This window comes from Lacticaseibacillus sp. YLM2-1 (assembly GCF_056583465.1).
Window position 1 is genome coordinate 1,716,228 of sequence record NZ_CM152617.1, and the last position, 15,911, is coordinate 1,732,138.

18 protein-coding genes are annotated in these 15,911 nt (G+C 45.6%); 3 read left to right on the plus strand and 15 right to left on the minus strand.

The features are described 5' to 3' along the window. Positions 1 to 42: 42 nt before the first annotated feature. The gene (yidC, locus tag AC07KQ_RS08325; RefSeq protein WP_003588061.1) at positions 43 to 1,041 is read left to right on the plus strand and encodes a membrane protein insertase YidC; all 999 of its coding nucleotides are present in this window, start codon (positions 43 to 45) and stop codon (positions 1,039 to 1,041) included. A gap of 207 nt (positions 1,042 to 1,248) precedes the next feature. On the opposite strand, the gene AC07KQ_RS08330 is transcribed toward yidC, so the two are convergent. The 15 genes from AC07KQ_RS08330 to AC07KQ_RS08400 form a co-directional block, all read right to left on the minus strand. After that, a complete protein-coding gene (locus tag AC07KQ_RS08330) occupies positions 1,249 to 2,835 on the minus strand; it encodes a HAMP domain-containing sensor histidine kinase (protein ID WP_003575392.1) in 1,587 nt (528 codons plus the stop codon). Further along, complete coding sequence (locus AC07KQ_RS08335) at positions 2,835 to 3,521, minus strand: response regulator transcription factor (protein ID WP_003565833.1); 687 nt, start codon at positions 3,519 to 3,521, stop codon at positions 2,835 to 2,837. Before AC07KQ_RS08335 ends, AC07KQ_RS08330 begins: the two co-directional genes overlap by 1 nt. 365 nt (positions 3,522 to 3,886) lie before the next feature. Then, on the minus strand, positions 3,887 to 4,516 hold the full coding sequence (locus AC07KQ_RS08340) for a hypothetical protein (protein ID WP_019911775.1): 630 nt from the start codon (positions 4,514 to 4,516) through the stop codon (positions 3,887 to 3,889). Then, the gene (locus AC07KQ_RS08345) at positions 4,517 to 5,023 is read right to left on the minus strand and encodes a Panacea domain-containing protein (RefSeq protein WP_019911774.1); all 507 of its coding nucleotides are present in this window, start codon (positions 5,021 to 5,023) and stop codon (positions 4,517 to 4,519) included. Positions 5,024 to 5,281: 258 nt separating this feature from the next. Continuing rightward, positions 5,282 to 6,700 carry an NADP-dependent phosphogluconate dehydrogenase gene (gene gndA, locus AC07KQ_RS08350; RefSeq protein WP_011674572.1) on the minus strand — a complete coding sequence of 473 codons (1,419 nt, stop codon included), beginning with the start codon at positions 6,698 to 6,700 and terminating at the stop codon, positions 5,282 to 5,284. 183 nt (positions 6,701 to 6,883) lie between these two features. After that, positions 6,884 to 7,132 (minus strand): DUF3781 domain-containing protein, encoded by a 249-nt coding sequence (locus AC07KQ_RS08355; protein ID WP_016387944.1) that lies wholly within the window; start codon positions 7,130 to 7,132, stop codon positions 6,884 to 6,886. 201 nt (positions 7,133 to 7,333) lie between these two features. Then, positions 7,334 to 7,882 (minus strand): YceD family protein, encoded by a 549-nt coding sequence (locus AC07KQ_RS08360; RefSeq protein WP_003575399.1) that lies wholly within the window; start codon positions 7,880 to 7,882, stop codon positions 7,334 to 7,336. Between the two features lie 135 nt (positions 7,883 to 8,017). Then, positions 8,018 to 9,154 (minus strand): nucleotidyltransferase, encoded by a 1,137-nt coding sequence (locus AC07KQ_RS08365; protein WP_016387945.1) that lies wholly within the window; start codon positions 9,152 to 9,154, stop codon positions 8,018 to 8,020. Positions 9,155 to 9,189: 35 nt separating this feature from the next. Then, a complete protein-coding gene (locus AC07KQ_RS08370) occupies positions 9,190 to 9,927 on the minus strand; it encodes a class I SAM-dependent DNA methyltransferase (protein ID WP_003575403.1) in 738 nt (245 codons plus the stop codon). Then, complete coding sequence (gene rsfS / locus AC07KQ_RS08375; RefSeq protein WP_003565844.1) at positions 9,924 to 10,283, minus strand: ribosome silencing factor; 360 nt, start codon at positions 10,281 to 10,283, stop codon at positions 9,924 to 9,926. The genes AC07KQ_RS08370 and rsfS overlap by 4 nt, the downstream gene beginning before the upstream one ends. A 3-nt stretch (positions 10,284 to 10,286) precedes the next feature. Beyond that, positions 10,287 to 10,886 (minus strand): bis(5'-nucleosyl)-tetraphosphatase (symmetrical) YqeK, encoded by a 600-nt coding sequence (gene yqeK / locus AC07KQ_RS08380; RefSeq protein WP_003565845.1) that lies wholly within the window; start codon positions 10,884 to 10,886, stop codon positions 10,287 to 10,289. Next, positions 10,879 to 11,529, minus strand: coding sequence for a nicotinate-nucleotide adenylyltransferase (locus AC07KQ_RS08385; protein WP_003565847.1), 651 nt, complete (start codon positions 11,527 to 11,529; stop codon positions 10,879 to 10,881). Before AC07KQ_RS08385 ends, yqeK begins: the two co-directional genes overlap by 8 nt. 10 nt (positions 11,530 to 11,539) lie before the next feature. Next, on the minus strand, positions 11,540 to 11,851 hold the full coding sequence (gene yhbY / locus AC07KQ_RS08390; protein WP_003565850.1) for a ribosome assembly RNA-binding protein YhbY: 312 nt from the start codon (positions 11,849 to 11,851) through the stop codon (positions 11,540 to 11,542). 139 nt (positions 11,852 to 11,990) lie between these two features. Beyond that, positions 11,991 to 13,115, minus strand: a complete 1,125-nt coding sequence (yqeH, locus tag AC07KQ_RS08395) for a ribosome biogenesis GTPase YqeH (RefSeq protein ID WP_003575406.1) — start codon at positions 13,113 to 13,115, stop codon at positions 11,991 to 11,993. Further along, positions 13,096 to 13,632, minus strand: a complete 537-nt coding sequence (locus AC07KQ_RS08400) for a YqeG family HAD IIIA-type phosphatase (RefSeq protein ID WP_003565854.1) — start codon at positions 13,630 to 13,632, stop codon at positions 13,096 to 13,098. Before AC07KQ_RS08400 ends, yqeH begins: the two co-directional genes overlap by 20 nt. 406 nt (positions 13,633 to 14,038) lie before the next feature. Here AC07KQ_RS08400 and AC07KQ_RS08405 point away from each other — a divergent pair, with 406 nt between their 5' ends. Together AC07KQ_RS08405 and AC07KQ_RS08410 are read left to right on the plus strand one after the other, a co-directional pair. Further along, positions 14,039 to 14,938: a VOC family protein gene (locus AC07KQ_RS08405; RefSeq protein ID WP_016386611.1), complete on the plus strand. Its 900-nt coding sequence runs from the start codon at positions 14,039 to 14,041 to the stop codon at positions 14,936 to 14,938. Beyond that, positions 14,931 to 15,899 (plus strand): ring-cleaving dioxygenase, encoded by a 969-nt coding sequence (locus AC07KQ_RS08410; RefSeq protein ID WP_480156539.1) that lies wholly within the window; start codon positions 14,931 to 14,933, stop codon positions 15,897 to 15,899. Before AC07KQ_RS08405 ends, AC07KQ_RS08410 begins: the two co-directional genes overlap by 8 nt. Positions 15,900 to 15,911 lie beyond the last annotated feature (12 nt).

Here is a 15,911-nt window from a genome sequence, read left to right on the forward strand (position 1 = left end):
CAGTATAGTTAAACCCGATTACATTTTGAAGGGAAAACATTCATGCACAAGTCGAAAAAATTTGTCACACTTGGGTTGGTGAGCTTGCTGCCGTTGATTTTAGCAGCATGCGCGCAAACCACTAAAAAAGGCACAACCATGAAGCCGCCGACGGATCCGTTTTTTGGCACTTTTTATAAAGTGATCGGACTGCCACTGCAACATTTGATGGAGTGGATCGCCAGTCTGGTTGGCACTGCCAGCAGTTATGGAATCGCCATCATCGTGATCACCCTACTAGTTCGTCTGATTGTCCTGCCACTGATGCTGCGGCAACAACGAACGATGACGGCTTATCAAGAGAAGCAGAAGATCATCCAGCCACAACTAAAGATCGTTCAAGAGGCTACTAAGCGCGCCAAGACACCTGAACAGCAGATGGCAATGAACGGTTACATGCGGAAAATATACTCAGCCAATGGCACAAGCATGATTCCTTCCATGGGCTGCCTACCAATGCTGATTCAACTGCCAATTTTCTCTGGTTTGTATCAAGCCATCGCTTACTCCCCAGAAATTTCTGAAGCCACTTTTTTTGGCATTCAGTTGGGGCATTCCAATTTTATTGTCACGATTTTAGCAACTCTGCCATACATTGTCGTCAGCTTGATCATGCTGCAAGGCGTACCGCCAGAACAGCGTAAAGCCATGCAGACAACTGCCTTTCTGAATCCGATCATGACATTTGTCTTTTGTATGATGTACAACGCCGGATTAGGCCTCTACTTCGGTGCTGGCGGGATCATTCTGATTATTCAACAAGCGATCGTAACCTATGTTGTTACGCCGAACATCCGGAAGCGAATGGATGCTGAAATGGAAGAAAATCCACCGGTTATCGTTGTTGACGAACATACTTTTGATAACTGGGATACGGCAACTGCTGGTGCCACTGGTGCAGCTGGTACAACAGGTAGCAGCAAACCTGCTGATCCAGACGCCATTGATCATAGCAAATTACGTCGGCGTAACGCTGGTAAGCAACAACGTCCCCGGAAATAATCATCAAGTCATGAAATAGCCCTGATCGCAAAATTAGCGATCAGGGCTATTTCTGTGCGCGACAGATCTGAAGCCAAAAGTATTTGATGTCCCCCTGTTTGTTCGCCTCATACAGTGTGGGTTGCTTGATGACACGCTCATATGAACTCACCCTGCGCTTGAAATCAAAAAACCTCAGACAAATAGCTCGTCTGAGGTATAAAACGATTAAAGATTACTCTTGATATGTGTATCAGTTTTGCCTGCTTCTGCGCGCTTAGTGGTTTCCTGTGCAGCCAGTGCTTGGGCTTTAGCTTCCGTGATGGTTGGTAAATCAATTCGGAAAATGGATCCATGACCTAAAGCGGAGTCAACTTCAATTTGACCGTGATAACTCTCAACTAACTGTTGCGCGATTGATAAACCTAGTCCGTTGCCGCCTTTTTCACGACTACGAGCCTTATCAACTCGATAAAAACGATTAAAGACGCGTCGACGATCCGCTTCGGCAATACCTTCACCAAAGTCTTGCACCGCAACGGCGACACCGGAAACGCTGTTTTCAGCCATTGATACGTGAATCTCCTTGCGATCAGTGGAATATTTGACCGCATTGTCCAATAAAATAATCATGACCTGTTCCAAATGATTGCGATACATGCGCACAAACGTTTTCTGTTCCAAGTCGTCATCTAATGTAAACGTGAATTCCGGATGAATCATCCGAAAATCACCAACGACTTGTTGCACAGTCTGGTGCACATCAACAACCGCATTTGGAAATTGGATATCCACTTGATCAGCGCGAGTAAGATCTAGCATTTCTTGAATCAGACTCTTCATGCGAGTCACTTCCTGCAATGAGGCCGTTAAAGATTCCGCCAAAACTTCCGGATCATCTTTTCCCCAGCGATTTAAAAGCTGCAAATGCCCTTCGAGAATCGCCACAGGGGTGCGCAATTCGTGGGAAACATCCTGAACAAACTCACCTTGCTGATCAATGTAGCGTTGAATCCGATCCAACATACCATTAAATTCCAGCACTAAATCGCCAAGCTCGTCGTTGCGCTTCAAGGCTGGTATTCGAACCGTACTCTGTGGTTCCTCATTGACAACATCAATAGCATTCGTAATAAGCTTAATCGGCTTGAGAAAGCGCGTCGCCAAAGCATAGCCAATGAGAATAGAAATAAGAATAGCCGCAAATGACAGTCCCATAATGAGTAACGTAATCTCATGCATGGTCGCATGAAATGCCGTCAGTTTATCCGTTACCTGCACATAGCCGATCAAATCCGAACTAGTTGCAGAATAAATCGGTGCCGTACCGACCAAGCCATGAAAATCATCAATGTTGGCTTCTTGAACTTCCACGCCATGAACCTTGCCTAATGTAATCGGCGTATCGCGCGATTGAAAAATATTTGTCCGATCAGGTGAAAAAACAGAGACGCTCACATCCGCTTGCGCTAGTTTTTGAATCACGGAATCGGAGAAAATACGATTTTGCGATTCACTTGGCGCTGGAATAGAGGCTTGCCCACTCGGCATTGCACCTTCCAATCGCGGCACGACCTGCGCCATCGTTAAGTCACCACTGACTGGGGAAAGTCGTTGGACGACGGTGTTAAGGGTGTCCGTCACGGTTCGGCGTTCCTGATTCACTAAAATCTGCCGCATCGCGCCATAAAGGATCATTGAAAAGGTCACAAAGGTCACAAAAATCCCGACACCTACTGTTAAGGCCCATTTAACCTTTAACGAGATGCGGGGACTTTTTCTAGTTTGCTCAAGCGTTTGTTTCTTCGGAATCATTACGAACGCATAACATAGCCGGTTCCCCGAACCGTTTGAATATAACTCGGTTCACCCGGTCGATCGATTTTATTACGAATATAACGGACATAGACGTCAACAACATTCGTTTCAACGTCAGAGTTGTAACCCCAAACCTTTGAGAGCAAAACGTCACGAGCCAAAACAACATTGACATTTTCCATAAGCGTCAGCAATAATTCGTACTCACGTTTGGTTAATTCAATAATGTCGTCGCCGCGCCGAACAACGCGATTTTCTTTTTCAATCACTAAATCACGATATTTGATGGTTGTCTGCTTAGCAGTGTTGTTTTCGCCTTCAATGCTGATTCGGCGCAACAAAGCACGCAAGCGCGCGAGTAATTCTTCAATGGCAAATGGCTTCACAATGTAGTCATCAGCGCCATGATCCAAGCCACTGACGCGATCAATGACAGAATCCCGCGCGGTCATCATAATGATCGGTGTATTCTTCACCTGACGAACGCGCCGGCAGACTTCAAGGCCGTTTAATTCTGGCAACATCAAGTCAAGTAAGATGGCATCCCAGTCCTCAGCCAAAGCCGCTTCCAACCCGGTTCGACCGTTAAAATGCACTTCGGTCTCATAGCCCTCATGTTTTAATTCCAGTTCGACAAACCGCGCTAAATTTTTTTCATCTTCAATAATTAATATTTTACTCATCAATGGTCTCCTTATACTTATTCGTCTCTGACGCACTCACAGACTGAACCCATTTGTTTTTTCTCATAAAAACATATGCTACGACAGTTTAGCACAGTTTTCTCATTTTGACTATCAGCCGCGCAACGATGGGGCTCGACGATGATCAAAAAAACTACAAATGGTTTTTCTCATTTTGCAAGTCAAAAAATTCTCATAAAAAAAGAACCAATCTACTTAGCCGTCTGCATGCGTAATAGTTTGGTCCTTTTTTATATTAAGCTTATGCTGACTCATACCGTAAACGGGATGGAAACTTTGAATCTGGACTTTACCACTCTTCACACAGTTTTGGAATCAAGCTTGTACTTAATCAAGTTGATATACTAATCAATAAAGAGTGACTTCTCAATACGGTCATAAAAGTGATCATTGAGTGAGGCTGTGTACGATTTTGAAAATAAAGCTTTGAACATCTGTTGTCCATCATTTCCCGGAAATAAAAGATGGTATGGATCTATGAAATCAACAACTAAAACCGGATGTCCGGCCTCATTAGCTGGCATATAATTTGCTAAGACCCGGAACGACCCTCGATCACGAATACTTTTTTGAAAATCTGAAAGAATAGCGAATTCCTTCAGGGTGTCCTCTCCTGAAGGAATTCGTTCGATGCCAATTGCTTTATCGATAATGCTTCTTGCTCTTCTCCAGTTATCCCTAGACTGATCAATAGTGTAGGACGTCTCGTAGTGACGAGAATCCCCGATCATTTCCATACACGATCGAATTGAAGCATCAATTTTGTCAAAACTTTGAGGCACCGAATTAATAAAAAGTAAGTCTTTGTCAACCACTTTGTTCAAAGCTGAATGAACAATCTTTACATCTGGGTAAACCGATTGTCCAATATCTTTCTTAGGGGAGCTAATTTTCACGGATTTCTTGATTTCAAGCATTTCGGACGGTCTAATAGTACCTCTTAATTTAGGTCGAAACCTCTTTCGCTTAGACATTCAAATCTTACTCTCCTCATCAAAACGAAAAGTATATTCTGCTTTGATCTGAGCTGCATTCATTTTGATACCTGTCTTGCCTTCTTCGTAAACATCTTTCCAAGCGTGGTCTTGATGCGTCCGCTCCACCAGTCCAAAGTCATTTATACCATCGATATCTTCGAGCAAATCATCTACAAACAGCAAGATATCCTTTTCAACCTCATTTGTTGGGTGGAAAGGTTCTCCTTTATCCGAAAACTTTTCTTGTTTTTGTTCCGCATAAATCTGTCTATCAACCGGTCCATATCGCCAAGCTTCAAAATCAGGTTTAAACAACTCTGCCGGATATTCCATCATATCTGAGTCCTCATTTTCGTGACGAGTTAAAGAGCCATATGTGGCACTATAATACGCCCACAATAAATAAAGGCTTTTCTGAACTTTCAGGAGAGTCGGGTTGTCTAGCTTATTGTAAATATGGTTTACTAAAACATCTTTATCAGGAAAAGCAACATCCGTAGCCATTTCATCACCCCAAAGACATCATATCTGATTGTGACTTTTAAGTCACGCGAGAAATTCCAAATCCAGAAAATTCAAACTATTTTTCATATTCTGGTCTGACAACAATCCTACCGCAATCCGGCGGTACCAAAAATGATGTACCGTCAAATGTACCGCATACTGGTAACGAATAATTAGTTCCTAGACCAAAAAAAGCCAACCACATGACGGAAATACCGTCTTTCTGCGGATTGGCTCATATTGAATCTAATAAAAAGCTTAAGCTTCGGTATACCACGAATAATGATAGCTACCGTCGCGATCGGTTCGTTCGTAAGTGTGCGCACCGAAGTAATCACGTTGTGCCTGCGTGAGATTAGCAGGCAAGACGGCTGAACGGTAGGAATCGTAATAACTGATAGCGGCTGAGAAGCCTGGAACTGGTACACCAGCCTTGACAGCAACACCAACTAAGTCGCGGACACTTTCCTGATAATTCTTGGCGATATTCAAGAAGTAGTCATCCAGCAATAAGTTCTGCAAATCGGGCTTCTTGTTATATGCGTCAGTGATGTTTTGCAAGAAACGAGCGCGGATGATGCAGCCAGCGCGCCAGATCTTGGCCAAGTCCCCATATTGCAGCTTCCAATCGTACTTCTCTGAAGCAAAGCGCAATTGTTCGAACCCTTGGGCATACGACATGAGCTTACTGAAGTACAAAGCCTTGCGGATCATTTCAATGGCTTCTTTTTTGTCAACAGAAACATTGGCAACCGGCTTCGGCAATACCTTGCTGGCCTCAACCCGTTCTTGTTTCATGGCACTGATATAACGAGCGTAGACTGATTCAGTAATGACACTCTGCGGTACCCCTAATTCAAGTGCTGACTGGGAGGACCACTTGCCTGTGCCTTTATTGCCGGCACGATCAAGGATCATGTCAACAATCGGTTTGTCACTGCCGAGATCATCCTTGCGAGTCAAAATGTCAGCAGTGATGTCAATCAGGTAAGAATCCAGTTCGCCTTTGTTCCATTCACTGAAAATATCAGCCATTTCTTTGACATCAAGGCCAAGAAGATTGCGCATTAAGTTGTAGCTTTCAGCGATCAGTTCCATATCGCCGTATTCAATGCCATTATGCACCATCTTGACATAGTGGCCTGCGCCGTTTGGTCCGATATACGTGACACAAGGTGCGCCGTCTTCAGCCTTAGCGGAGATGGCTTCCAGAATTGGTGCGACCAGGTCATAGGCTTCTTTTTGGCCGCCTGGCATCAATGAAGGGCCATGCAAAGCGCCTAACTCGCCACCGGAAACACCCATGCCGATAAAGTTAATGCCTGACTTGTCGAGCTCAGCACTGCGGCGCATGGTATCTTCAAAGAAAGTATTACCGCCATCAATCAGCACATCGCCTTTATCCAATAACGGGAGTAGTTCCTTAATAACAGCATCTGTACCAGCGCCAGCCTTAACCATCATGATAATTCGGCGTGGTTTCTCAAGTGATGCGACAAAATCTTCAATTTTGTAACTTGGTACCAACTTTTTATCCGGATGCTCTTCAACAACCGCCTTTGTTTTGCTGCCAGTGCGATTGAAGATAGCAACGGTATTGCCGCGGCTTTCAATATTCAGGGCAAGATTCTTGCCCATAACTGCCATGCCGACAACACCAATTTGTGGTTTATCCATTAACATGGACCTCCTCATTCATTTCGTCATTTACTCCTTTTATGTTAGCAGAAACAGCTTGGGTTTAACAGTCAACAGCTAGGTTAGAAGCGGTCAATTTTTCTTCGCTTATTTTCTTTGAAAAAGAAGACGCCGCCTCAGGCAAACAGACAGAATCTGCTTTGTTTCAACTATTTTAAAATGTTATCCCTCTGTGTGACCTGTTATCACGGTGAAACTGTTAGCATTAATTGTCACGATGATGTGATCAATCTTGACGTACCAATTTTTACCCTTTCGATTCATGATTGCTTCAGGATTCAGAATTTTCTCTTTGCAAAATGCAATGACGTCCCGATCAGTAAGTGAAAGATTGTGTTCAATCCGGATGCGCCCTAGTTTTGTAGTGTGCAATTTGTCTAAGTTTCTCAGTAACTGATTATCAGAAATCATTTTTTATATTCACCGCAGCGAGCTTTACTTTTTGAGCCCGCTCCCTCATCAACTGTTTTTGAGTCATGAACCCAACAAGGCTTTCTCATAAAAATCGTTTTCGCTACTACAAAAGAAAATGGCATCCTCGCAATACAATTACGAAGGTGCCATTTTTCAATGGATCAAATTACATTACCGTGAGCCTGAAGACCTTATTGATCACGCTTGATCGTCATCAGGGAACATTCCCTTTAATTTCGTAAAGGGATTGTCCGCCTGTTTTTCTTTTTTAACAGCTTTATCAAAATCCTCTTCTGCTAAAACTTCCCAATCATCGCCTGAGGGCATATCACCGCTTGCGACTTCTTCTGGTGTCAGGACCTGCATTGGAATGCTCAACAACAGATGGTCCTCAATCGCTGGCAACAGATCCAGTTCAGCATCTTCGAGCGGCATAAGAATTTCGCCGTCCTCATATTGGTCAGCATGACCAGCGTCCGTTAAATAAATTTCGCTGAACGTAAAATCTTGCGGCAGTGTGACCGGCGTCAAACTGCGCGTTGACGGCACAACCAAATCACCCTTTAGGTTGACACTGACCAAAAAGTCACCACGATCATAGACAATATCGCCGCTTACCTGAATGGGACTCACGTCAAGAACCTCGGGATCGCGATCCTGTAAATCCGTTTTAACATCTAACGTGGTGCTAAAATGCAACGGCTCCTGATCGTGTTTTATTAACTCCTGAACGGTCCATTTCAACATGTGGTTTACCTCCTTTAAACGCGTTCTTAGGTGCAGAAACCTGCGTGTAAGGACCTCAGGCGCAATGACCCAAGTTCGGTCATCACACCTGAGGCCGCTTATGCTCCGGTTACTAAGCGCGCCAGTTCGCGCTCTTCACATCAGTGGTCGTCGGCCATAGTTCTGCTCAACGCCACCAATCGTTGTGATTAATCGATCCGCGCGATGGGTCATCGCGAGGACGCCATCCGGTGCAAGCATATCAGCACTGACCTTTGTGAGCAAGGGCCAGTCAAGATCATGCTTGACAATATTGAGATACTGCCGCCCAGTTGGCGTGAACCCTAAAACATGCAACTGCGGGTGTTGCCGTGCCTGATTAACCGCCGTAGCCGTCATATTCAAAGTAATGGCCAACGCTAGCCGTCGCAACCGCGCATAGGTATAGCGTTTCGATTTCACCTGCTTCAAAAAAGCAGTCATGTCTTGCGCGTCATCAATTTTTTGGGTGAAGCGGTACTCTAACCCTTCTGCCATGGTTGCGACCAGCCGCAGTTCATTGAGCTCGGCTGTTTGCAGGCGATATTTCAACCACGGGAAAAATTGTGCCCAACTATACTGTTGTTGCTTAGCATAAAAATCAACAAGCTCAGTAGGCACGATGGCTGCAACCGATTGATCAGCACGTAAATACTCACGCACTGTCGAGGCGCTGGCGATGTTGGCTTGAATGCCTACTTCATCATGACCAATCCCACGACGCGCAAATGGTAACAATGTCATCGGCCTCTTCAACGCTAAATTAGCCTTGGCATAACTCAAGCCCAGCATAAAATTAGGATCAGTTTGGGTGATCCCAGCCGCTTTTGCATAAACAGCGTTGAGTTGCGTGGCGTATGTCTGCGTATAATCGCGAAATCCATCCCCAGTTAACGCTGCTGTCGCCAGTTTTTCAGCTAAATCCGCATAAGCAACTTCAGGATGCTCAGTACCAAAGGCTAGAGTGTTGACACCCATGGCGGCCAACGCGGTCACACCGGCTTCAGCAAACTGGTCAGCGGCCTGAACGGCTCCGGTCACCGGCAACTCAACGACAATGTCTGCACCATGCTGCAAAGCCGCCTGCGCCCGAACCCATTTATCAAAAATAGCCGGCTCCCCGCGTTGTACATAGTTACCAGACATCACGACAACGACAACATCTGCTTGCGCCAGCTTTCGCGCTTGTGCCAAGGCATATGCATGACCCGTATGAAATGGATTAAATTCAGCAATCATCCCAACTGTCTGCATGGCCGCCTCCTAAACTGCAAGATCATCATGGTCATTCATTTTTTCTTCGCATGGAAAAACCAGCGTGTGCTGTCCGCCTGAATTGGCTGACGGCCAAAATCAGCTGTCACTTCAATTTTTTCAAACCCACTTGCGGTTAAGGCATCGAGATAGTCGTTAATCGGATAAGTTCGTTCTTTATGGGTTTCCGTAAGCGGTTTATAGGCATCTAGGCCCTCATCATAAAGAAAGAACGTTAAATCATGCTCAACACTATGCGGCACCTCACCGACGAAACTGTGCCATAAAAAGGCAAAATCATCGGTCTGATAATTGTACATATAACCGGGAAAAATCTGGTCCATTTGATATAGCGAGTGCGCATCGAAAAGAAAGTCTCCGCCCGGCGGCAGCAGAGACGCTACCTGAGTGAAGACTTGCTGAACTTCTTCAAGATTCGCCATATAACAAATGGAGTCGTCAAAACATGTCACGACCGGAACCGGTGGTAAATCACTCAAATCACGCATGTCGCCTTGAATAAGAGTCAGTTGGGCATCGGCTTCCTCAGCCTTTTCTGCCGCCAGCGACAACATTTCGTCCGATAAATCAAAGTCGGTCACCTGATAGCCGGCTTGCGCCAAAAGAACAGCCAAGAAACCCGAACCGCCTGCCAACTCCAAGATAGGCTGACCAGCTGGTGCAACCCGCTTCGTGACATAATCCCGCCACTGCGAATAGAGTGATTGATCCATCAGTTTGTCGTAAACTTCGGCAAACGTTTGATAAATCATGCTTCAACCCACTGATCTACTTCAACCAGCGGCGCTTCCTGCCATAACTTTTCAAGGTTGTAGAATTGGCGTTCTTCTGGCATGAAGACGTGCACGACAACATCGTTCATGTCAATCAGCATCCATTTCGATCCCTTTTGGCCTTCAATGCGACGAATCGTAACGCCGGCTTCTTCTTCTTTATCCTCAATTTCATCGACAATCGCTTGCACTTGTCGATCTGAAGTACCGCTCATAATGACAAAGTAGTCAGCTAATAAACTGACACCGCGCATATCTAGCGCCACAATGTCTTCAGCACGCTTAGAATCACCTGCTTTGACAGCAACTTCCAACATCGTCTTTGAATCAATCATAAATTACTCCTTTGTTAAAAATGCGTTATAAGTTAATAGTGTCTTTGGAAAAACGAGTTTGCGCGCACCAATGAGATAAGTCAAGGTATTCTCCAATTCAATTCGACTAGCTTCTTCCAAGTTCGTTTCCGCTGCCTTACGCGCCTTTGCTTCAACCGGCAAAGATCGCGCCGGTTCGATAAAATCACCAACAAAAATGATTTCATCAAGCTTGGTCATTTCCGGATCACCTGTCGTGTGCCGCGCAATGGCAGTCAATACTTGCTTATCAGTAATGCCGACCTCTGTTTGAATGAAATGAACGCCGACAACACCATGCCAAACCCCGCGGCCATATTGCAACAAGTCCGGATCGAAACCATCTTCAATAATCACGCGTTTATAGGTTTCAACTGGAATCTCTTTACCATAATCGTGCAGTAAACCTGCTAAGCCTGCGCGATCAACGTCTTGATCAAAACGCTTGGCCAATTCAATGGCAGTCGCTTCGACCCGCAAACAATGCTCATAACGCGGTTCATCGAGCCGATTGTGCAGCCGATTTAAAATTTCCTCACGACTTAAGCCATGTGTCAGACTTGCCGGATATTGATGTTCACTCACGATATAATCCCTCTTTTTGAATATAATCAATTACTGAATCAGGTACCAGATACTTCAAACTTCGGCCATTTTCGACCCGATCACGCACATCAGTTGAGCTGATATCAATCAAAGGCGCATCCACCCACAGAATTGGATAACGACTAGCTGGCGTATACCCACGCCGTTTAACACCGACAAATGTCACCAATTTGACAAGTTCGTCAATGTGCGACCACTTTGGCAGATAATCCACCATATCGGCTCCAATAATGAAATAATAATCGGTGTCTGGATGTAACCGGTGCAGCTCCAACATCGTCTCATAAGTGTAGCTGACACCGCCTCGTCGGATTTCAATCCCTTCCAATCCAAAAAGCGGATTGTCCGCGATAGCTAGTTGCACCATATTCACACGATGCCGCGCTGAAATGGCAGTTTTAGTGTCGACATGCGGTGGTTGATTATCGGGCATAAAATAAACTTTTTCTAATCCCAGCTCCGTGCCAGCTGCTTCGGCCATGATTAAATGACCGTTGTGAATCGGATTAAAAGTCCCACCAAATAGGCCAATCTGTTTTCGCCGATGCTGGCCAAGAATCTGCTCGCGCATTTCAACGGAGATCACGGGCTGGGTCAATGTGACACTCTGCGTCTTCTCCATAGTGATCCTCTTAGCGTGCGTTAACTTCCAGGCTAATTTTTCGATGATCTTTCTTTTCAGCCTGCTTATAGACAACAACCGTGTGACCAATGATTTGGGCGATCTCCACACCTTGAATGGCCGCCTGTAAGGTATCGGCTACCTCTTGCGGTGTATCATCGGCAGCCGGCAGTAAACTGATTTTAACTAGTTCCCGCGCTTCGAGGGCATCTTTCACCCCAGCCACAAACGTGTCACCTAAACCGTTCTTACCAACATTGATTAACGGCTTCGTGGTCATCGCCAAACTGCGTAAATACCGTTTCTGTTTCCCTGTTAACATCAATAACGCTCCTCTAACCGTGTCGGCAGGCATAGCTCTTTAAACACAACTGGCTGAGTGCCTCGTTGTGGTCATGGATACTTACCGCCGTATACGTTTTACTTCGACATGATTAATTTTGATACCAAAGATAGTTTTTCTAAATGAACGCACGCCGTAACAAAACATCCACACCTTTTGGCGCATAGCCGGCAACCGTAACACCAGCAGGCACAGTGATCCAGCCTAACCCGGCGAAAACTAAGTCGGCTTTTTCCTTTGGGGTGAATTCAAACCGAACCAATGGCGGAAAGTCTGGCACTTCATCCGGCTGTGGTGGTGACAGTAAACCGCCCACATGCTTCTGATAGAAATCATCCGCATTTTCTAACTTGGTGCGATGCAACGTCAACTGATTATCAGTGTAAATAACGAAACTGTTGCGACCTCCGCGAAGGTAATCAAATCGCGCTAAACCGCCAAGAAAAATAGTTTGGCCTTCATTCAATTGATAGGTTGCTGGCTTGATGACGGAAGTCGGTGAGACTAATTTTAAGTCTTTAGGGCCGACAAAGTGTGCCATCTGATGCCGATGAATGATCCCTGGTGTATCAATCAATGATTGGCCATCATCCAGCGGGATCATAATGCGATCCAACGTTGTTCCCGGAAAACGCGACGTGGTAATCAAATCCTCAACGCCAGTCAATTCTTTTATAATTCGATTGATCAAAGTAGATTTACCAGTATTCGTCACGCCTACCACATAAACGTCTCGATGATCACGATATTTTTCAATGGCATCCAACAGCTCATCAACGCCAAAACCTTTTTTAGCGCTGGCCAGCATCGTGGCTACCGGACGCAACCCTTGTGCCTTTGCCTGCTGCTGTAACCAATTCTTCAATCGATTCGGGTTAAGCGACTTCGGCAACACATCGGCTTTGTTCCCGACAAGAATGACTGGGTTGTCACCCACAAAACGATGCAGTCCAGGGATGACACTGCCATTGAAATCAAAAATATCGATGACGTTGACAATCAACGCATTACTTTCACCGATGGCATTCAATAAGCGTAAAAAATCATCGTCCGTCAACGTCACCGGCGCAATTTCGTTGTAGTGCCGCAACCGAAAACAGCGCTGGCAATAAATCTCGTCATCAGGATCGGCCTTGCTTAAAGTGGCTTTTGGCAAGTATCCCGGCTTTTTGGGATCAGTTGTTTGCAAAATAGCGCCGCAGCCTATGCAACGGCGCTCTGTTTCAGTGTTCGTGGTATCCATGAATATCCTCCTGATAATCCAAATGCCGTTTCTTGGCGAGTGCTTTAAAAACGTAACCTTCAAAGTAACGATTAATTCTGGTGTTCCACGCATCACTTTGAACAAGTGGCTGGGTTAAAACGGTTCGCACACCAGCAAGATTGCCTGCCCAAATATCGGTCAGCAATTGGTCGCCAACCATCACCACTTCAGATCGCTTAAGCCCTAATTGTTTGCGGGCTTTCGTGATACCCACAGGAAGCGGCTTCAAAGCACGAGCAACATATGCCACACCCAGCTTGGCCATTGCCTTGTGGATTCGATTTGCATTGTTATTCGAGACGACCACCACTTTAATCCCGCTATTGCGCAAGTCCGTCAGCCAGCGAGTCAGTGTTTCAGTGCCTTCGGGATGATCCCACGCCATCAACGTATTATCTAGATCCGTCAAGACCGCCTTAATCCCTTGTTGTTTCAAGCTGGCAGGTGTCAAACTGAAAATATTCGTTACCAGCCAAGTCGGCTCAAAAACTGCCACAAATCTTGTCCCCTCTCCGGTTTTCATATCCTTATATTATAGCCGAAAAGCGTGCCGAGCGCGAGTCAGCTTCATTGACAGGCGTGGCGAGCTCCAATCCTATTGATCCAAAGGTGTACGCCTTTGTCCGGGATGGTTCCGCGAGCTCTCTGCTTGCCATTAAAATTAAAGAAGCTAGTTAAGCTACTCTGTTTTCTTCCAACAGCAAAATCCTTCAGCAATTATAAAAATTGCTATTTTTCCAAACAAGCGTCAAGCTTGAATGAAACCGTTATCTTTTTAAAGACGAAATCATCGCCTTATATGTCAAAACAAGGTACGATTAGGTTGATAGCAGCGACTCGCATTCAGCGAATAAGACTGTTATACTTATTTTTAGTAAGTGCATCAAGGAGGAGGCAATGTCATGACCCGTTTGCATCATGTGTCGCTGTTGACCGGTGATGCACCAGCGACAATTCAGTTTTATACAAAGGTTTTAGGTTTACGTCTGGTCAAAAATACCGTCAATCAGGAGAATGTTCATGTTCGACATCTGTTTTTCGGTGATTACCAAGGAACTCCTGGCAGTGTGGTTACCTTTTTTGCGATTGATCGATTGGGGCATCGCTACGATGGGCAAAATCAATTGGGTGGGATTGATCTTGCCATTCCAACTGGGTCATTGGCATTTTGGGAACAGCGTCTGCGGATGGCAGGTTGTGTGGTGACAGCCACGCTGACCAGTTTAACTTTGGTTGATCCGGCTGATACGCCGGTCAGACTGTTGGTGACCGATCAAACGTTACCAACGCAACTTGTCGTGCCAAACGATGTTCCGGGCGAAAACCAGATTACCGGATTAATTAATGTCGATCTCCCAGTGGCCGATCATGAAGCTGAAAAGACCTTCTTTCAAACCATGCTGGGTGTGACCCCCGAAAATAATCAATTCAAGCTTGAGGCCGGTAACACCTTGACCCTTAAGCCTAGCCTCACTGATAGCATCAAACGATTTGGCCGCGGAAGCATGGATCATTTTGCGTTAACCGTTGACCATGAAGAAGCACTGCCGCGACTGGGGACAATTGCCGCACAACATGGCTATGAAGTTGAGGAGTTTGCTGATCGCGGCTGGTTTAAGAGCCTATATGTTCGCGATCCTGCCGATAACCGGATTGAATTTGCCACTACGGAACCCGGCTTTGCGTTAGATGAGCCGCTTGCCCACCTCGGCGAAGGTCTCGGACTGCCGCCGAAGTTCGAGGCACAACGTCAAGCCATTGAAACGTATTTTAAAACCAAAGGAGTGGATTTCCATGATTGAACACACATTATTAGGTATGAACCACGTCACAGCCATGGCCAGCGATCCTCAAGCGATTTTTGACTTCATGAGCAAAACGTTGGGATTGCATCTCATTAAGAAGACAGTTAACCAAGAAGCGTTGGATACGTACCATTTTTATTTCACTGATGATCAAGGTACTGCCGGAACTGACATGACATTCTTCACCTTCCCTAACCAGCCTAAAGGTAAAAAAGGCACGAACATGATCTCCCGCGCAAGTTTTCGTGTGCCTAGTGATGCAGCGTTAGATTATTGGCTCAAGCGGTTTGCTGAAAAAGGAGTTGCTAATGAAGGTATTAGCAATCAATTCGGTACCAAGATTATTAACTTCCATGATCAAGATGATCAACAGTATCAGCTTGTATCCGATGAAAACGATCATGGGGTTGCCGGTGGGACGCCATGGAAACACAATGACGTACCTGAGGAATTCGCGATTACTGGCCTTGGACCAGTGACCGTTACCATTTTCAACTTAGGTCATATGCAATATGTACTGACCGAGATTATGGGTTATAAGCAAATTTCTGAAGATGGCAACTGGTCACTTTACGAGGTTGGCGAAGGCGGTCATGGCGCCCAAGTGATTCTTGAGCATCGAGAAGATCTGCCGATTGCCGAGGAGGGCTTTGGCAACATTCACCACGCGGCTTTCTCGACTGAGAATCGAGAAACCTTAGGTACATGGATTGATCGCATCAAGCAGTATCGTTTCCCGCAATCAGGTTACGTTGACCGCTTCTACTTCAAATCCGAGTATTTCCGCGCGGCACCGCAAATTTTGTTTGAACTTGCAACAACCGGCCCAGGCTTCTTACAGGATGAAACTTATGATGAAGCCGGCATTCACTTAGAGTTGCCACCATTCTTGGAAAGCAAACGCGAAGAAATTGAAAAGCAATTAACCCCAGTCAAAACCGACTGGCGCGGACGTTAATGATTGGAGGTT